10 protein-coding genes and 1 tRNA gene are annotated in these 16832 nt (G+C 57.9%); 1 reads left to right on the top strand and 10 read right to left on the bottom strand.

The genetic code is table 11. From position 1 onward, the window contains the following. Window positions 1-14: 14 nt before the first annotated feature. The 10 genes from FZE95_RS02340 to FZE95_RS02295 all read right to left on the bottom strand — a co-directional run bounded on the left by FZE95_RS02340 (window position 15) and on the right by FZE95_RS02295 (window position 14468). Window positions 15-392 (bottom strand): GreA/GreB family elongation factor, encoded by a 378-nt coding sequence (locus FZE95_RS02340; protein ID WP_150299188.1) that lies wholly within the window; start codon window positions 390-392, stop codon window positions 15-17. Window positions 393-665: 273 nt separating this feature from the next. After that, complete coding sequence (locus FZE95_RS02335; protein ID WP_150299187.1) at window positions 666-2678, bottom strand: acyltransferase family protein; 2013 nt, start codon at window positions 2676-2678, stop codon at window positions 666-668. Between the two features lie 146 nt (window positions 2679-2824). Further along, the gene (locus FZE95_RS02330; RefSeq protein WP_150299186.1) at window positions 2825-4198 is read right to left on the bottom strand and encodes an APC family permease; all 1374 of its coding nucleotides are present in this window, start codon (window positions 4196-4198) and stop codon (window positions 2825-2827) included. Then, window positions 4182-4997, bottom strand: coding sequence for an SAM-dependent methyltransferase (locus tag FZE95_RS02325; RefSeq protein WP_150299185.1), 816 nt, complete (start codon window positions 4995-4997; stop codon window positions 4182-4184). Before FZE95_RS02325 ends, FZE95_RS02330 begins: the two co-directional genes overlap by 17 nt. Before the next feature lie 480 nt (window positions 4998-5477). Beyond that, window positions 5478-7121: a group II intron reverse transcriptase/maturase gene (ltrA, locus tag FZE95_RS02320; RefSeq protein WP_150299184.1), complete on the bottom strand. Its 1644-nt coding sequence runs from the start codon at window positions 7119-7121 to the stop codon at window positions 5478-5480. Window positions 7122-7144: 23 nt separating this feature from the next. Further along, window positions 7145-7218: transfer RNA gene (locus tag FZE95_RS02315), tRNA-Gly, on the bottom strand. Between the two features lie 876 nt (window positions 7219-8094). After that, complete coding sequence (locus FZE95_RS02310; RefSeq protein WP_150299183.1) at window positions 8095-9345, bottom strand: cytochrome P450; 1251 nt, start codon at window positions 9343-9345, stop codon at window positions 8095-8097. A gap of 71 nt (window positions 9346-9416) precedes the next feature. After that, complete coding sequence (locus tag FZE95_RS02305; protein ID WP_150299182.1) at window positions 9417-10415, bottom strand: LLM class flavin-dependent oxidoreductase; 999 nt, start codon at window positions 10413-10415, stop codon at window positions 9417-9419. Between the two features lie 82 nt (window positions 10416-10497). Further along, the gene (locus FZE95_RS02300) at window positions 10498-12801 is read right to left on the bottom strand and encodes an EAL domain-containing protein (RefSeq protein WP_190324466.1); all 2304 of its coding nucleotides are present in this window, start codon (window positions 12799-12801) and stop codon (window positions 10498-10500) included. Between the two features lie 35 nt (window positions 12802-12836). Beyond that, on the bottom strand, window positions 12837-14468 hold the full coding sequence (locus tag FZE95_RS02295) for a tetratricopeptide repeat protein (protein ID WP_150299180.1): 1632 nt from the start codon (window positions 14466-14468) through the stop codon (window positions 12837-12839). Between the two features lie 227 nt (window positions 14469-14695). Between FZE95_RS02295 and flhA the strand changes: the two genes are divergently transcribed. Beyond that, window positions 14696-16816 carry a flagellar biosynthesis protein FlhA gene (gene flhA, locus FZE95_RS02290; RefSeq protein WP_150299351.1) on the top strand — a complete coding sequence of 707 codons (2121 nt, stop codon included), beginning with the start codon at window positions 14696-14698 and terminating at the stop codon, window positions 16814-16816. Window positions 16817-16832: the final 16 nt, after the last annotated feature.

Genomic DNA, 16832 nt, shown 5'->3' with positions numbered 1-16832 from the left:
ACATACCTCAAGGATTATTCGGTGGGTTGCTTGACTTCCACCACCAGCAACCGATACCCGCCGCAATAGCTGGGGATGGATAGCACCTGACCTGGTTCGGCACAGAGCAGAACCGAGCCGATCGGCGAAAATATCGATATGCGGTTCTCCCGTGCCTCGCTTTCGCCATGCCCGGTCAGCTTTATCTCCAGAAAGCTGTCATTCTCCATATCCAGCAGTTTCAGCTCACTGCCGATCCGCGCTTTGCGTGCCAGGCCGCGTAGCCCGTCATGGTCCAGCTGGTCGAGCTTGCCGACGACCATGGCCAGCTCTCTCGGGCCGATCATCGACCAGCGAATGTTGTGGTCAAACGATGCCTGGGATGATTCGGAGGCGTACTTATGCAACGTCATATGGACTCCTGGACGCAACAATATCGCGGCTGAACAGGCCGCATTCAAACATGAGGATTAGCGCCGGGTACGGCTGAACCGCCCCGGCTTAGACCAGGAAGGTGAAGGGTGCTTTGAAAATGGCGTGATAACCGTTTCGCATTGGAACTCCATGGTGCAGATGGCGCAGGACGCAACCATAAGCCATTGCGGAATAAAAGCAACCACGGCCCGGCGGACGGTGTAAAAGGAGAGTGCGCGCTGCAGCTCTCGAACCCAGCGAGCCGTGCGTTGCTATTGATCCTGCCCTACGCTGGCTTGTACGGGTCCGTCAGCCGGTTCTGTAAACACGCTTTCAAACAAGGGAATCAGACGACTCCCACCCCGCTCATTCAGATGATCATCGTCATAATAAAGTGGCAAGCCGTCTTCATCGCCATAACAGGCGAGCTCATCGCAGAGAAAGGGTGTGGGATCAAGGACATGGGCGCCACATTCCTTGACTGCCAGATCCAGAGTATCCAACGCATACTGATGCCTTTGCAGATAATCCTGTGTCGTGATGCTTACTCGCATGGGCTTGCCTAGCTGAGCGGCTCTGCCCATTGTTTTTGGCACGTCCAATATCAGTTCCGGGGTGGGACCGAGAATAAACACCTTCCTGGTCTTGCTGAACTCACATACTGTCTGGACGAAGCTCTCTTTCATTTCGTCTCTATAGGTTTCATCCCGGGCGACTCGAAGTTCTGATACGTATTTATTCGGCGGTTGTATAGCGGTGCCAGCCACTTCGTTCTGGCCCAGTAGCAGTCCCGAAAGCCTGTTTACGATGATCAGCGGGATGTGCGGCTCAATATTGGCGTTCAGCAATAGCGCCTGCTCGATAAACGGCCCGCAGGGAAAGTCGGGATCGTTAGCCTTCTTTATTCCCCGTATCGTCTGGCAGGTGTTGAGCGTCCAGTCCAGTACGTGCAATTGCTCGGAGGGCAGGGCCTTCTCGACCGAGCGAACGACGGAAGCGGCATGGCTATCGCCGATGACAATTGCTCCCAGCGTCTCTCCTCCGTAGGTGCAGCCGGGGACGTTCCGTCCGTCTACGGCATGACACTCTTCCATGCGCGGATTCCTGTTCTGGGCTTCGGCGAATATGCCCTCGACCTCGGCGGATAGACGACCGGGTACGCCGTTCTGCAGATAAATACCGACGCCCGGCGCGGCTGCGAGCACCGTCACGCATGCCAGTACGCTCATGGTTACCGGCATGGGCATCTTCAACCTTGACCGGGTGGGACCTTCCACGAACCTGAATGACAGCCAGCCGCACAGGAGCGTGAGGATAAGGCTGCAGATGATAGCGGTGGTATCGCCCTGCAAGCCGAGATAAACGAGCGCGACAGCCAGGGGCCAATGCCACAGATACAGTGAATAGGACCAGTCTCCTATCCTTTGAATCAATGCGTGGCCGGATAACAACGCCTTCTGTCTTGCTGCGACCAACACCATCGCGGTACCGAGTACAGGTACCAGTGCTTTCCAACCTGGCCAGACCGTATTGGAATCGAAAGCCGCAATCGACAGCGCGATGAGCGCGAAGCCCGCGCCGTATAGCCATTGACGGGATCGTTCGGCGAGCGTCAGCCGGTCTGCCAGCAGAAATACCAGTCCTCCAGCCAGCATTTCCCAGGCACGGGTGTGGAGCAGGTAAAAGGCAGCGCCTGGACTGGATCTCGAAATGAAGACGGATAGTGCCAACGAAATGACAAAGACCGCGAATGCCGAGAGGGTGCCTGCCTTCCTGCCCGGAGCAAGCTTCCAGACCAGCATAAGGATGAGCGGCAATACCAGGTAGAACTGCCATTCAACCGACAGTGACCAGGTATGCAGCAGCCATTTTTCATGCGAGGCCGAATCGAAATACCCCGCTTCTGCCCAGAATTTGAAGTTGGATAGAAACCCCAGTGCGGAGGTTGAATGGACCCCGAGGGATCTATATTCAATGGCTGGCAGAAAAAACCAGCCGATAGCGAGGAGGGTCAGACAGAGAACCAGCAAAGCCGGGATGATCCTGACGCCTCTGGCCAGATAAAAACCGATCAATGAAAAGGCGTAACTGCCCTCTGAGCGCGGTTTCTCCAGTCCCCGGATGATGATTCCGGTCATCAGAAAGCCCGAAATCACGAAAAAGATATCAACCCCCACGAAGCCGCCCGCAAATCCCGGTACGTGGAAGTGGAACAGGATGACCGAGACGACCGCCCATGCGCGCAGACCGTTGATGTCATCCCTGAATGTTTTGGTCGGCGTCATGTGTAGCCCCGGTTCCCTGATGTAGGAAGGGATGCTACCTGAGGGATTTCTCGGCAACTGAGAACTGGTTCCGCAAAATCGCTGGAAGGGACGCGTGGGAAGGGCGTCAATGCGTGGCGGCTTGCTGGGCTATATCACCTTGCTGCCTAAGAGCGCCGGCGCAGCATCAATAGCGGCAATCCCACCAGCAACACCAGCAACCCCACCAGCGCACCGGGACCGGCATACAGCGTGCTGGACCACAGTAGCCCCAGGCAGGTCGCAGCAAACAGCAAGGGCAGCACCGGATAGAGCGGCACCTTGAAGGGTCGAACCCGGTCTGGATCACGTCGGCGCAGGCTAATCACGGACAGCGCCGTCATGAGCATAAACAGCCAGAACACCGGGGCGGTATAAGCCACCATGGTGCTGATGCCATCCTTGCTCAGCGCGCCAAAAACGATCAGACCCAGGGTGATCAAGCCCTGCAACATAAGCGCCCGGACGGGCGTGGAGCCCTTGTCATTCCAGGCCCCAAGTACCGACAGGCCAGGTACGTCTCCCCCCAGGGCATAGTAGACGCGCGCACCCGTCATGATACTGGCGTTGATGGTACTCAGGGCCGCCAGGCAGACCATCACGCTAAGCAAGGCAGCGGCCATGGGACCGGCGATGATGCGCATCAGTTCTGCGCCTACCGCCTCGACGCCACGCAGTTCCTCCAACCCGAAAATGTTCAGATAGGCCAGGTTCGCCAACACATAGACCAGGCTCACCACCGCCACGCCGATCAACAACACACGACGCACATTGCGCTGCGGATCGCGCAGTTCACCGGAAAGATAAGCCGCTTCGTTCCAACCACCGTAGGTCAGCAGCACGAATACCATGCCCATACCCAAGGCGCCGGCGAGATTGCCAACCAGGGGTCCCGATGCCGCGGTCTCAGCGGGTTCAACCAACCCCGCCTCGCCAAGCGCTGGCTCGACCATCAGCAGTCCGGCACCGATCACAGCTGCCAACACCGCTACGGTCAGACTGGTGAAAAGGATCTGCAAACGCTTGGACTCACGGGTACCGTGCATATTCAGCGCAGTGAGGGCTACGACTGCGAGGGCTGCATGCCACGCGGCACCCCAATTTCCGAGTGGAAGGAGCTGCTGGGCATATTCGCCAAATATGAATGCCACAGCAGCGATGGAACCGGTCTGAATCACGGTGCCACGCGCCCACGCGAACATCAGCCCAACCCCGGAGCCCCAGGCGCGCTGCAGATAATGGTATTCGCCACCGGCATGTGGGTAGGCCGAACCGAGTTCCGCATAACAGAGCGCGCCCACCAGCATGATCAGGCCACCGAATACCCACATGCCCATGTAAAGCGCAGGGCTGGCTGCCTGCTGCGCCACCAGCGGTGGGAAACCAAAAATGCCGATGCCGATGACCACGCCGACCAGAACCGCCACGCCATCCAGAACGGAAAGGGTGCTGCGGGGTACGCCCAACGCTATATCCGATGTGTCCTCAGAGGCGCTCGGCATGCCAGGTCTCTGCGTCGGATCCATCTGCTGGCACGATGCGGTCTCCTTCCACCTTGCCCACGTACTCATGACGATCTATGAAAAAGCGAATCTCATCACCCTTGAGCGACGCATCGGTAATGGCGATATCACTCCCGTCCGGATCTACACTGGCATGCAGTTGCTGATAGTTCTGTTGCAGCATAAGCGTTGCCTGCTCACCGCCAGCCGTCGTCAGCTGCCAGCGGCCACCTACCTGCGCCGGCACAATCCACAGGTAGACGCTGGCGCCATTCACCGTTTCGAACTCATCAGGATCCCAGGGGCCCATGTCAAAAGCATGGGAAACGATCCGGGTTCCCGGCGCCATGGTCTCGAGGATAACCGGCCGTAGCCGGGCATTCACGGTACTGAGCAGATACATGCTCAGCACCGTCGCATCTGATAGATCCTTGTCGAACAGGTCGCCTTGCTCAAAGGTGGTGCGGTCGGCAACGCCCTCTCGCTCAGCGTGGGCGCGTGCTTCGGCCACCCTCTCGGGGTCCAGATCGATACCCCGGGCGTTTTGCACTCCAAAATCACGGACAGCTGCGATCACGATACGACCATCGCCCGAGCCCAGATCAATCAGATGATCGTCGGGTTGAACATCGGCCATTTCCAGCATGCGATGAACGACGTCAGGCGGCGTGGGAACATAAGGCACATCCAGTCGCGGTGCAGCAGTCAGGCTACTGGCAGGAAACAACAGGGAAAGTACCAAGGTGATGCTGGCGAGACGGCCGCGCTTGGCGCGTGGGGTTTGAGCAGAGGGAATCATGAAGATCTCCAACAGTCAGGTGGCTGGCAGGATCCGTTCGATACCGCAAACACGAGAACATGCGCGCTGCAGTATCGAAATGAGCCGAAGTGAGCCGCAGAAAAGCACGCCCATCTCTACAGGCGCCTACGCATCCCCGCTGACTTTTCGATACCCCACGCCTTGCTCAGTTCCCCCAGGTTATATCCCGGATGGTTTCAGGTGCTTTGTATAGTGAAACTACCTTGCGGAGTGCTATACACGAGGCTATACAAGAAGCTCTCGGTTGAGCCTGACGCGGGCAAGCTCGAACAGCGAAACAGCCTGAAAGGTACCGCCTGGATGGGTTGGCGAACGTATCGGGACACTGCTGGGGAGGGAGTGGAGCGGGTGAAGGGAATCGAACCCTCGTCGTAAGTCGGGTAGGGACACGACCTCGCGGTCGCGTCCCCCCCTAAGAACCGGACGTGCAAGTTTCCCTGCATCCGGCTCAAGCAGCCATTAAGCCTGGGTTTTAAGCCAGGCCGGTGGCCATTTCGTGCAACCCCGCGCATGTATCTGCTTGTGGCAGTTCACATGAACGAGGGCTAGATTGGCGTCTTCATCACCGCCGCCATTGACCTTCCATACTTTGTGGTGAACATCCCACTTGGTTTGGAGATCAATCCTGTCGGTGCAAATCGGACATTTACCGAGTTGGGCCATCCACAGCCTGCTGGTTTTGGCTACGGCGTGTTCCGCCATCCATCGTCTGACCCGTCCTTCGAAATACTCCTCGGATTCGGGGTCGTAGGGATTAGCCTCAGCACGTATTTTCAGATGCCTTGTGAGCCTGATACGTGACAGCAGGAACAGTTGGAACTGCCCATCGTTGAACACCCAGTCGCGACCTCGGATTTTTGACCAGTAACGATTCTTGATCCATCGTCGGCCTTTGCTTGGGTGTCTTCTTTTTGCCCAGCGCCAGAGCAGTTGCCAGATCTTGTGATCCAGTTTGGAGAATATCCGAGAGGAGGCCACGTGTTTGTGATAGTAACCCCACCCCCGCAAGACGGGGATCAGCGCCGCAATCAACACCCCTTGTGAGGATGCGCGGTGCTTTCTCACGATATCTCTGACCTTTGCATAGATCCGCTTCTGACTCGCCTTGGAGGGCGTCATGCTCCACTTGCTGTTGAACTTTCTGAATGTCCAGCCCAGAAAATCAAAGCCTTCGCTGATATGCGTTAGCCGTGTTTTCTGGTCGGATAATTCAAGTCCTCGATCCTTGAGGAACTGCCGGATCAGGCTTTTAGCCGTCTCCAGCTCTTCGGCCTTCGTTGCGGTGACAATAAAGTCATCAGCGTACCGTACGAAATTCACTTTACAGCGTCGGGGGAAATGCTCTTTCAGCATCCCCTCTACGCCGTCCAGCGCCATGTTCGACAGCACCGGGGAAATAATGCCTCCCTGTGGTGTGCCCGCCTCCGTTGGGAAGAGCTTACGCATATCGACGTAACCTGCCTTAAGCCACTGCTTCATCACGTTCCTGTCTAAAGGAACGTTTTTCAGCAACCACTCATGGCTGATATTGTCGAAACATCCGCGAATGTCCCCCTCCAAGACCCACTGTGGTGAATGCTGGCGAGCCAGTGCATTACAGCACTGCATCATTGCATCCTGAGTGGATCTGTGGGGTCTGAATCCGTAGGAGTTCAGATCCGCAGTGGTTTCCGAGACAGGTTCCAGGGCCAGCAGGTATAACGCCTGCATAGCTCTATCGCGCATCGTAGGAATCCCCAGCGGTCGTTTGCCACCATTGGCTTTCGGGATGTGTATTCTGCGTAAAGGTTTTGCCTTGTACCCCGTGCTATCTAGGGTTCTCAGCGCTGCCCACTTCGCTTCTGGCGTAGACCACAATTGCCCATCTACTCCTGGGGTTTTATGGCCTCGATTTGCAGCTACTCGTTTGATGGCCAGAGCCTTCGCACTTGTAGATTTTGTGATCAGACGTTGCAGCTGTCTGACCTTGCGCCAATCGCACTCCTTGGCTGCCTTCGCTATGCGTGCTTGCAATCTCCTGACCCGTCCGGACACAACTGACCACTCGATAGAGTGCCATTGGTGCCATAGGGGGGAGACGACATCACGTTTGAGCGTGTCCATATCTGCCTCCACTTACCAGAAAGTGGAGCGGGCGACGGGAATCGAACCCGCGTCATTTGGTTGGGAACCAAAAGCTCTACCATTGAGCTACGCCCGCCCATGAGTAACCCATGGGGAGAACACTATTCGAGCCCGAAGGGCTGAGAGTGCTCGCCCTTTGGGTCGGTATCGATTTGCAAGCCTGTCTAGCGACAGACTACCTGATGGAAGTCAGCAGACTTTCGTCTCGGGGCAATCGTTGCATCCCCTATCCCCCCCGTTACAGTGAGGCATTCGCTTTTTCCATCATCCTTTAACCGCTGCCGCATCGCTTCGCCTTGCGGCTCACTAGTCTCCGAGGAGACATGACGTCGGTCTTACCCTGTTCCGTGTCAGTAACACGAATCGGGAGAGTTCCATCTTAATGCCGGTGGTCACGTTGCCAACGTGGAGCAACCAAGCAATGCTCCAGCCGACCACTACCCCGAGGGGTCTGAGCCACTTACCACGTAAGCTCAGTAAGCTTGACGACACTTCGACGATGGTTCGCTTACGCTAACCCTTCGATTCAACCTAGCATCTCACTCGTTTGTGGAACGAGATCCTACATTGACCCTCACGGGTCAAAGTAGACCCATGAGGGTGATTACATTGTCAGAGCGCTCAGCACCCAGTCGTTACCGACTACGCACCGCTCCTAGGTTACGGATGGTTGGACATCCGGTCCTCTACAGACCGAGGTCTGCTGGACAATTACTTACACGGCTTACACCGCGGAAGGTGACTGGCCCGAAAACCAGACACTTTGGTTTGCTATTTTCTTCATACTTAAGGTGATGAAGAGGCTAGCTACCTCCGCGACACTCAGGTCGCACGCTTGGGAAGCTTCTGCTCTACCATTGAGCTACACCCGCGTGCTGCGCATTCTAAGCAGTTGTGCGGGTGTGGGCAAACACCTTCGGAAGTTATTTTTGCCCCGAGCTGCTGCCGTTTCTCAATCGGTTCGTTTGATCTGACTGATGATGAATCGGCTCTGGGGAACTGCAGGCATGCGGGACATGTCGATGGACAGATCCTGAGGCACGACCTCATAGCTCATACCCTTTGTCAGAAGTCTGGTTGCGGACTTCATGAGTTCCACTGTCATCCATTCCCCGGCGCAGCGATGCCCGGAAAAAAACTCGCCGCCCCCCTGGGGTAGAAAGTTGTAGGGGCTCTGATCCCACTGCTCGAAGCGTTCAGGCTGGAAACGGGTGGGTTGGTCCCAGATGCGCGGATCATGATTGGTGCCGTAAATATCCAGAACGACCCAGCTACCTTTGCTGAAGTGCTCGCCGCGCCAGTCGAAAGCCTCCGTGGCGTTGCCAGCGATCAACGGAAAGAACGGATAGAACCGCCGCACTTCCTGAACAAAAGGCTCCAGCCAGCGAGCTTCATCCTGCAGCAGCTTATCGCGGTAATCAGGATGGCGATGCAAAGCCAGCGCTATAAACGTCACGAAGCGTGCGACCGCTAATGTTGGACGAAGCAGATTCAGCAACTCGATGGCGGCAGTCTTTGTGCTCAGCAACTCGCCATTGGGCTCCCGATGCCGGGCGAGGATTTCGATGGGTCGCTCAGGCCCCGTGGAGGAGGGCACTGCGCGCACCTGATCGACCAGATCACGCGCCCAGTGTTCGGTGCGCGCGCGTAGGGCCAGGCCCTTCCAGTTGCGTGGACCAACCGCCCCGGCTCCTGCAATCATTGCTGAGAGTTCGCGCGTTCGGTCGCGAACCTCAACATCTTGCAGGGCTATGCCCGCCCACTCACACACCGTCCGGCAGAGCAATTCTTCGACCTCATGATGCAGCGTGATGCCGGGTTGCTGCTCCCATACTGACAAGCGATCGCGCCAGTTCCGTTCGAAAATCGACACAATTTCACCGAGGCTATCCGGGCCCATCAATGACATGAACATTTTCTTGCGATGCTCATGGGCTGCGCCGTCCAAGGTCATCACGCTGCCGACGTCCTGCAGCGACATCAGCGTCATAGGCGGCATGGACATCTTGCGCGTGAAGCGCCCAGGCTCGTAGAACATGCGGGCTGCGTCTTCGCCCATGACGCAGGTGACTGGTCGGAGCATGATGCGCGTGCGGAAGGCATCGGTGTTGTGGTGGGCGCAGCGCCTTGAGATAAACCGGTAACCGTCCTTCAGCAGCGCCAGAGAAACGTCAAAGGTGTCGTCGCGTGGAATGGATTGCATCAGATACCCCTGTCAGCGCTGTCGATAGGGATATGGAGAGGGCGCCGACCGGAAAGTTCGGCACCGATACCTTACCTGGTTGAGGCTATTTTCATCAGGCGCTGGTAGCTGTCGCGTCGCAGCGTCTGGTCATATATTGCGCTGGAAACGATGAACTCGTCTGCCTGTGTGCGCTCCAGCAGTTCGTCAAGCTGCTGACCTACGGTGGCTTCGTCACCGACCAGGGTGCCAGCCAGCGTAGCGAGCACGCTGTGTTTTTCATGCGGTTGCCAGAGCGCTTCCATATCCTCTACCGGTGGCGGCAACGGGCCGGGGCGGCCACGAATCAGGTTCAGAAAGGACTTCTGATGAGAGGTCGAGAGTCTATGCGCCTGTTCCTTGCTGGACGCAACATAGGCATTGATGCCCAGCATCAGGTGCGGCTTGTCCAGGGTTTCTGACGGCTCGAAGTGCTCGCGGTAGGTGCGGAACGCGGCGTACATGTAATCCGGTGAGAATTGTCCGGCGAAGGCAAAGGGTAATCCCAGCTGTGCTGCCAGCTGCGCGCTGAAGGTGCTGGAACCCAGTAGCCAGATCGGAACCTTGAGGCCCGCGCCCGGCACTGCGCGCAGGCGTTGGCCGGGCTCGGGTTCGGCGAACAGATGGCGTAGCTGGTCCAGCATTTCGGGAAAGTCGCTGCCGTCACCACGACCGCGTCGCAGCGCCTGGGCTGCTACCTGGTCGCTGCCCGGCGCGCGTCCCAGTCCGAGATCGATCCTGCCGGGGTAGAGTGACTCAAGGGTGCCAAACTGTTCGGCAATCTGCAGCGGAGCGTGATTGGGCAGCATGATGCCGCCGGATCCAATGCGTATACGTTCGGTGCCTGCTGCCAGATAGCCCATGACTACCGATGTCGCAGCACTGGCGATTCCGGTCATGTTGTGGTGTTCGGCAACCCAGAAACGGTTGTAGCCTTGCTGTTCTGCGTGTCTGGCCAGTGCCAGGCTGTTTTGAAGAGCCTGTCTGGGGCTGGCACCTTCAGGAACAGGACACAGATCCAGGATCGACAACGGCACGACAGGGGAAGGCATAGGTTACTCCTGCAACTCAGTGGCGCCCAGCATAGGACTGCCGGACGCTGCTATCAATGCTTGGATCCTTGTGCGGCCGAAGCTAGACCAGCTCCACCTCGGTGATCAATACGCCGGCGGGCATCCCGATATAGGCGCCCTGTGCATAGTCGATTCCCAGCGCCCGGACCTGCTCCAGAACCTCGGGGCTGTGTACGTATTCCGCCACAGTATGGACCCCCATTTCCTTGGCCGATTGAACGATCCCTCGAGTGAGGGTAAGGGCGTCTTCGCTGTCGTCGAGACGGCTGATCAGGCTGCCGTCGATCTTGATCAGATCGATATTCAGCCGCAGCAGGTGCTCGAAGTTGGAGTAACCGGTGCCAAAATCATCGATCGCGATGCGCGCACCCATGGCTTTTACCTTGTCGATGAATTCGCGTACCTGGCTGTAGTTCTCGATGCCCTGGGATTCCAGAATCTCGAAGATGACCCGGTTAGCCAGTTCGTTGCCATCCAGTTGCTCGAGGATGAAGGAGGTGAGTTCGGCATCGAGCAGATCTTCGCAGCAAAGATTGACCGAGAAGTCGTACCGGCTGTTGGCAAAGCGCTGGAAGCATTGTTCAACCATTGCACGTGTGATGAATCGGTACAGACGAATCTTCTTGGCGATCGGCAGGAATTGTTCAGGGCTGACTGGGTGCCCGTTGAGGTCGATCATGCGGGCCAGACACTCGAATTTCTCGATACGCCCGGTGCGAACATCAAGGATCGGCTGGAAGAACGGGACGATGCGACCCTCGTCCAGAGCGTTCTTGAGGCGGTTGGCCCAGACCAGATTCTGTTCATATCCTTCGCGTACCCGGTTAGCTGGATCATAAACGAAGTGGCTTACGCGGCTCAGTCGGGCCAGTTTGAGTGCCATGCTCGCGGACGGTAGCAATTGTTCGCCGTTCAGTCGCGAGTTGTCAGGCTGTACCGTACTGGCGGCGCCAATAGTGGCGTTCAGCGGAATATCATGGCCCTGCCAGGTAATATCCATCAGGGTGATGAACTTGGCGACCTCTTCCAGGCGTGGCGGCAGAGAGGCCGGGGCATGGTGCCCTGGAATCACGATTGCCATTTCATCGCCTGGCATGCTGTACAGATGGCAATTGCGCCATGCTGCCCGACTGGTCATGAAGCGCCGCAGGGCTTCAGCCAGCTTGATGATCACATGGTCGCCGCATTCATGCCCGTAGAAGTCGTTGACCTGCTTGAAGGCATCAAGGTTGAGTAGCAGCAGAGCAGCCGAATCGGTCTTGCGCAGGTCCTCCAGCAATTTTTCCCGATTCGGCATCCTGGTCAGCGAATCGGTATAGAGGTTGCTCAACTGGCGCAGCGTGCCTGCGATGATATAGAGCACCAGCCCAGCGAGTATCAGGAAAATGATGCCGATGATCGCGGCTATACGCAGGTTGCGCTCGCGCATTGGCGTCATGGCGGCATCGATCTCTGCTTTGGGCACGCCAATACCGAACACCATCCCGGCTACGGTTTCCGAGAAAAACAGGGCGTACTGTTCGTCGTTTACCGTCAGCGCCATACGCTGCATAGGGGAGGCGATCAATGGGCTGGAAAGGATATCCGGCGGCTGGATCTTGTTGGTCTGTTTGTGCAGTTCGCTGCGTGAAATCGCATCCATCAACCGTTGTGCGCGCCGCACATCATCAGCGCGGGCCAGGCTGGACAGGTTGCGATTGTCAGAGTCGATCAGGAAGGAGAAAGTGCCCGGGGTTACCTCGACGCGGCTGACCATGCGGATGATCTCATCTGCTCTCCAATCCGTGGACGCCAGGCCAATCACCTGTTGCTGTTCGTTGCGGATGGGCGTGCTGAGGCTGACGACAACCTTGTCGGTGCTGGAATGGTAATAGGCAGGGCTCCAGTAGAAACGCGTCCCCAAGTCCCATATGCGCCCGCTGGGCGGTGCAATCCGGGCATACCAGTCGCGTTCGGCGTAGTTGACGTCGTCGCTGACCACTTCAAGCTGATTTCCGATTTTAAAACCGTAAACGGCGAAGGGTCCCGGTTGGTAAGCGTCAGGATCAAACCAGATTCCACCACCGCTTACCCCTTCTACATCGCTCAGCGTCTGCCCCAGCGCTTCCTCCAGTTCCTGCTTGTTATGCCGGCCAGTCAGTAACTGCTGTCTTTCGAAAAGCTGCCCCATGCGTGCCAGCTCACGGGTGTTCTGCTCCATCAGCCGATGATGAGCATTGATGCGATCCAGGTTGGCATGGAAGGTATCGGCGATCTGGCGTTGGCGCAGCTCTGACATGGTCTTCTGGGCAAAATCCAGGTTGAGACTGGACATGAGCCACATGCCGATGATGAAAAGTCCGACCAGTAGTGAAAGTACTATCATGATCGACCGCTTGACCGGAGTCATTCCTTCGACTCTCACGAACGTCTGCCTCGCATGTCCGATTGGACTCGTTGTTGTCCTAGCTGGCGTTGCTCCGGTGTCAGGGAGCTGGCGATCCGCTCAAGGTGGGAGCGAGCGCGGGTTTCGCCGTTGAGCAGGGCCTTGCTGAGCCAGACGTACGCCTCAAGCGCTTCCTGGCTATCAGGCGTGCCCTGGGCGTAACTCAAGCCGAGATTGTATTGTGCCTCTGCAGATTGTTGGGCAGCCGCTCGCTTGAGCCACTCCCTCGATTTGCTGGTATTGGGTTGTGCTCCAGAGCTGTACTGTTCTGCCAGGGCCAACTGGGCTGGCAGATGATCCTGTGCCGCGGCCTGCTCCAAGTGCTGCAGTGCCCTGGCTGGATCAGGCTCCGTTCCCTTGCCTTGCAGGTAGGCCTGGCCGGCACGGAAGCGTGCCTCGGCCAGGCCCTGCTGGGCGGCCTGTTCGACCAGCTCAAGTGCACGTGCCTCGTCGCGCACCGTGCCTTCACCCTTGGTATACAGATCGGCGAGGAGCAGCTGGCCAGGACCATAGCCCTGTTCGGCGGACAGTTTTGACCAGTGGATGGCGGCATCGGCTTCGTTGCTGACCCGTGCCAGCGAGGCAATATGATGCTGTGACTTGGCATCGCCGGCACGCGCTGCGGACAGGCAAGCGCCGTGGGCTTCCTGGTAGTTGCGGATGGCGAACAGCAGGTAGCAGTTGTTGGCGTGCTTGCGGCTGTCCTGGTCGAGCGTTTTTGTTTTGGTATCAGGGCCTGGTGTCGGCGCGGAGTCTGAAGCGGAAGCCGTGGTGCTGGCTGGTGCTGGCTTGGGCTGAGCGGCAGCCGCAACCTGTGACCGGGATGCAGTGGGTTCAGCTGTGGCCTTGCGTTCCGTTGCTGGTGTGGCGGGTGGCGACGCCTCGGCACGCGCTACGGTTTCAGATGTGGCTGCCGGGGCAGTACGTGTTTCGGCAATGGGCGCGGGCTCCGCGGCAGAATTGTCGGATGTTCCGGCGGCCTGCTGGGTGGCTTTGCTGACCTGAATGCCAGCCTCCTTGACTGGCGGCTTCGCTGGCGCTCGAGTGGCCGAACCGGCCCTGGCGTCAGGCTGTTTCGTTTCTGGCTGTGGATCCGTGACACTGGATATCGCCGAAACGAGACCGACCATGAACGGCGGGAAGGGGCTATAGGATTGCGCCGGGCTGTACCTGGCCAGGGCTTTGTCGACGCGCCGTTCGAAATCATTGACCTGGGCGTAGCAGGAATGACTGTAGTTGTCTTTCAGCTGGGCCAGGTTTTCGGCTGTGGGAGCCATATCGGCATAGCGTTCACCGACCGCGTCACAACGCTTGTCTCGCTCACGGGCGACGCGCTGACGGTGCGGAATGTATCGAAGATCGATGGGACGTTCCGCCAGATAATCGGTAAGCGGATCGATCCTTGGCTGAGCCAGCAGCTTGTCTACTTCCCGGGTACGAGCCTCTTCCGAGGCGTTCATCCCGTCAATGAAGTCCGTCAGGTTCTGTTTCTGTTCTGCAATAACTTCGGCCGGCTTGGACAATGGCGTCTGTTGCCCGGGCGTGGTTGCACAGCCTGCAACGCTCAGCGCTACGCAGGCCAATAGGGTTTTTGGTATTAAGCGCATCTACTTTCTCTGTTCCAGTCGGCGTATGCCGTTTTGGTCGCTACCTTGCCGAGAATGTGATTTTGATGTCATGAGCCAACATTATCACTGCTAGGACGCGGTTTTAGTCGGTTGGTTCATATTCCGTAATGTCGACGCGGTTCTCAACTGGAACGCTTCTTGCGTAAGGGTCTGCCACACACTCTTTCAGCGTCAATTAATTGTTCAGGAAGCGTCAACGCATGGCAGTGGATCGTTCCCAAATGATGAGCAACATGCGAACCGGTCTGGCTGGGCTGCGCCACGGCAGCCTCGGCGTGCCGATTCTGTTGCTGGTCATGCTCGGCATGATGATGCTGCCCGTGCCGCCGTTCCTTCTGGACGTGTTCTTCACCTTTAACATCGCGCTGTCCCTGGTGGTGCTGCTGGTGTGCGCCTACGCGCTGCGGCCGCTGGATTTTGCGGTGTTTCCTACGATTTTGCTGGTGTCGACGCTGTTGCGCCTGGCGTTGAATGTGGCGTCCACCCGTGTGGTGCTGCTTTATGGACATGAGGGCGGCGACGCTGCGGGCAAGGTAATCCAGGCGTTCGGGGAAGTAGTGATCGGCGGCAACTACGTAGTCGGTCTGGTGGTGTTCGCCATCCTGATGATTATCAACTTCGTGGTTGTCACCAAAGGCGCCGGGCGTATCTCCGAAGTAAGTGCCCGCTTTACCCTGGATGCCATGCCAGGCAAGCAGATGGCTATCGATGCCGACCTGAACGCCGGGATCATCGATCAGGAGCAGGCCAAGCTGCGTCGCAGTGAAGTGGCCCAGGAGGCTGATTTTTACGGCTCCATGGACGGTGCCAGCAAGTTCGTACGAGGCGATGCGGTCGCCGGCTTGATGATCCTGTTCATCAACGTGATCGGCGGGTTGGCGATCGGCATGGCTCAGCACGGTCTTTCCTTCGGTGACGCTGGTCGCATCTACGTGCTGCTGACTATCGGTGACGGTCTGGTGGCGCAGATTCCGTCGCTGCTGCTGTCCACTGCTGCAGCGATCATGGTGACCCGGGTCTCCACTTCAGAAGACATGGGCGCCCAGGTGCAGCGTCAAATGTTCGCCTCGCCCAAGGCGCTCGGCATCGCTGCGGCGATCCTGGTTCTGATGGGCCTGATCCCGGGCATGCCCCATGTGTCCTTTCTCGGCCTTGGCGCCCTGGCTGCCGCCGGTGCCTACTGGATTGCACAGAAACAGAAAGCCAAGCTTGAAGAGGCTGCCGAGACAGAACGCAAGGAATCCCAGGTGCCGGCGGTACAGCGGCCAGAGACCCGCGAACTCGGCTGGGAAGACGTGACACCGGTGGATATGGTCGGTCTGGAAGTGGGTTACCGGCTTATCCCGTTGGTTGACCGTAACCAGGGCGGACAGCTGCTCGCACGCATCAAGGGCGTACGCAAAAAGCTTTCCCAGGACCTCGGTTTTCTCATGCCATCGGTACACATCCGCGACAACCTGGATCTCGCGCCGAACGCCTACCGCGTGACGCTGATGGGCGTAGGCGTGGCGGAAGCCGAGGTGTATCCGGACAAGGAGTTGGCGATCAACCCCGGTCAGGTATTTGGCGAGATCAAAGGGATAGCGGGCAAGGATCCGGCGTTTGGTCTGGAGGCTGTCTGGATCGAAGTGATGCAACGCGATCAGGCCCAGTCGCTGGGTTACACAGTGGTTGATGCCAGCACCGTGGTTGCCACGCACCTTAACCAGATCCTGCACAAGCATGCCCACGAGATGATCGGGCATGAAGAAGTTCAGCAGCTGTTGCAGGTGCTGGCCAAGGCTTCACCAAAGCTGGCGGAAGAGCTGGTGCCCGGAATGATCTCGCTGTCTGGTCTGCTCAAGGTGCTGCAGGGTTTGTTGGAAGAACAGGTGCCGGTACGCGACATCCGCACCATTGCCGAAGCCATCGCCAACCAGTCTGGCCGGAGTCAAGATACTGGCGCCTTGATTGGGGCGGTGCGCGTCGCATTGTCCCGCTCCATCGTGCAAAGCATTGTAGGGCTTGACTCGGAGCTGCCTGTGATCACGCTGGAGCCCAGGTTGGAACAGATCTTGCTACAGAGTGTTCAGAAGGCCGGACAAGGCGCAGAAGATGGCGTCATGCTCGAGCCGGGCATGGCCGAGAAGCTGCAGCGGTCACTGGCAGATGCGGTACAGCGGCAGGAGGTCCAGGGTAAGCCAGCCATCGTACTGGTAGCCGGACCGATCCGCGGGATGATGGCCAAGTTTGTCCGTTATGCGGCGCCCGCGGCCAATGTACTGTCCTACCAGGAAATACCGGACAGCAAGCAGGTCACCATCGTTGCGACGGTGGGCCAACAATGAATAGTCAGTACCAGGA

Source organism: Pseudomonas profundi (genome assembly GCF_008638305.1).
GTDB lineage: Bacteria > Pseudomonadota > Gammaproteobacteria > Pseudomonadales > Pseudomonadaceae > Halopseudomonas > Halopseudomonas profundi.
Note: the sequence above shows the minus strand (reverse complement) of the source record. Positions and strands in the feature narration are given on the sequence as shown.

Coding starts and splice junctions, on each gene's coding strand:
- FZE95_RS02325 (WP_150299185.1), bottom strand. CDS start 4,997: ATGATTCCCTCTGCTCAAACCCCACGCGCCAAGCGCGGCCGTCTCGCC.
- FZE95_RS02330 (WP_150299186.1), bottom strand. CDS start 4,198: ATGCCGAGCGCCTCTGAGGACACATCGGATATAGCGTTGGGCGTACCC.
- FZE95_RS02295 (WP_150299180.1), bottom strand. CDS start 14,468: ATGCGCTTAATACCAAAAACCCTATTGGCCTGCGTAGCGCTGAGCGTT.
- FZE95_RS02335 (WP_150299187.1), bottom strand. CDS start 2,678: ATGACGCCGACCAAAACATTCAGGGATGACATCAACGGTCTGCGCGCA.
- ltrA (WP_150299184.1), bottom strand. CDS start 7,121: ATGGACACGCTCAAACGTGATGTCGTCTCCCCCCTATGGCACCAATGG.
- FZE95_RS02310 (WP_150299183.1), bottom strand. CDS start 9,345: ATGCAATCCATTCCACGCGACGACACCTTTGACGTTTCTCTGGCGCTG.
- FZE95_RS02300 (WP_190324466.1), bottom strand. CDS start 12,801: ATGATAGTACTTTCACTACTGGTCGGACTTTTCATCATCGGCATGTGG.
- FZE95_RS02340 (WP_150299188.1), bottom strand. CDS start 392: ATGACGTTGCATAAGTACGCCTCCGAATCATCCCAGGCATCGTTTGAC.
- FZE95_RS02305 (WP_150299182.1), bottom strand. CDS start 10,415: ATGCCTTCCCCTGTCGTGCCGTTGTCGATCCTGGATCTGTGTCCTGTT.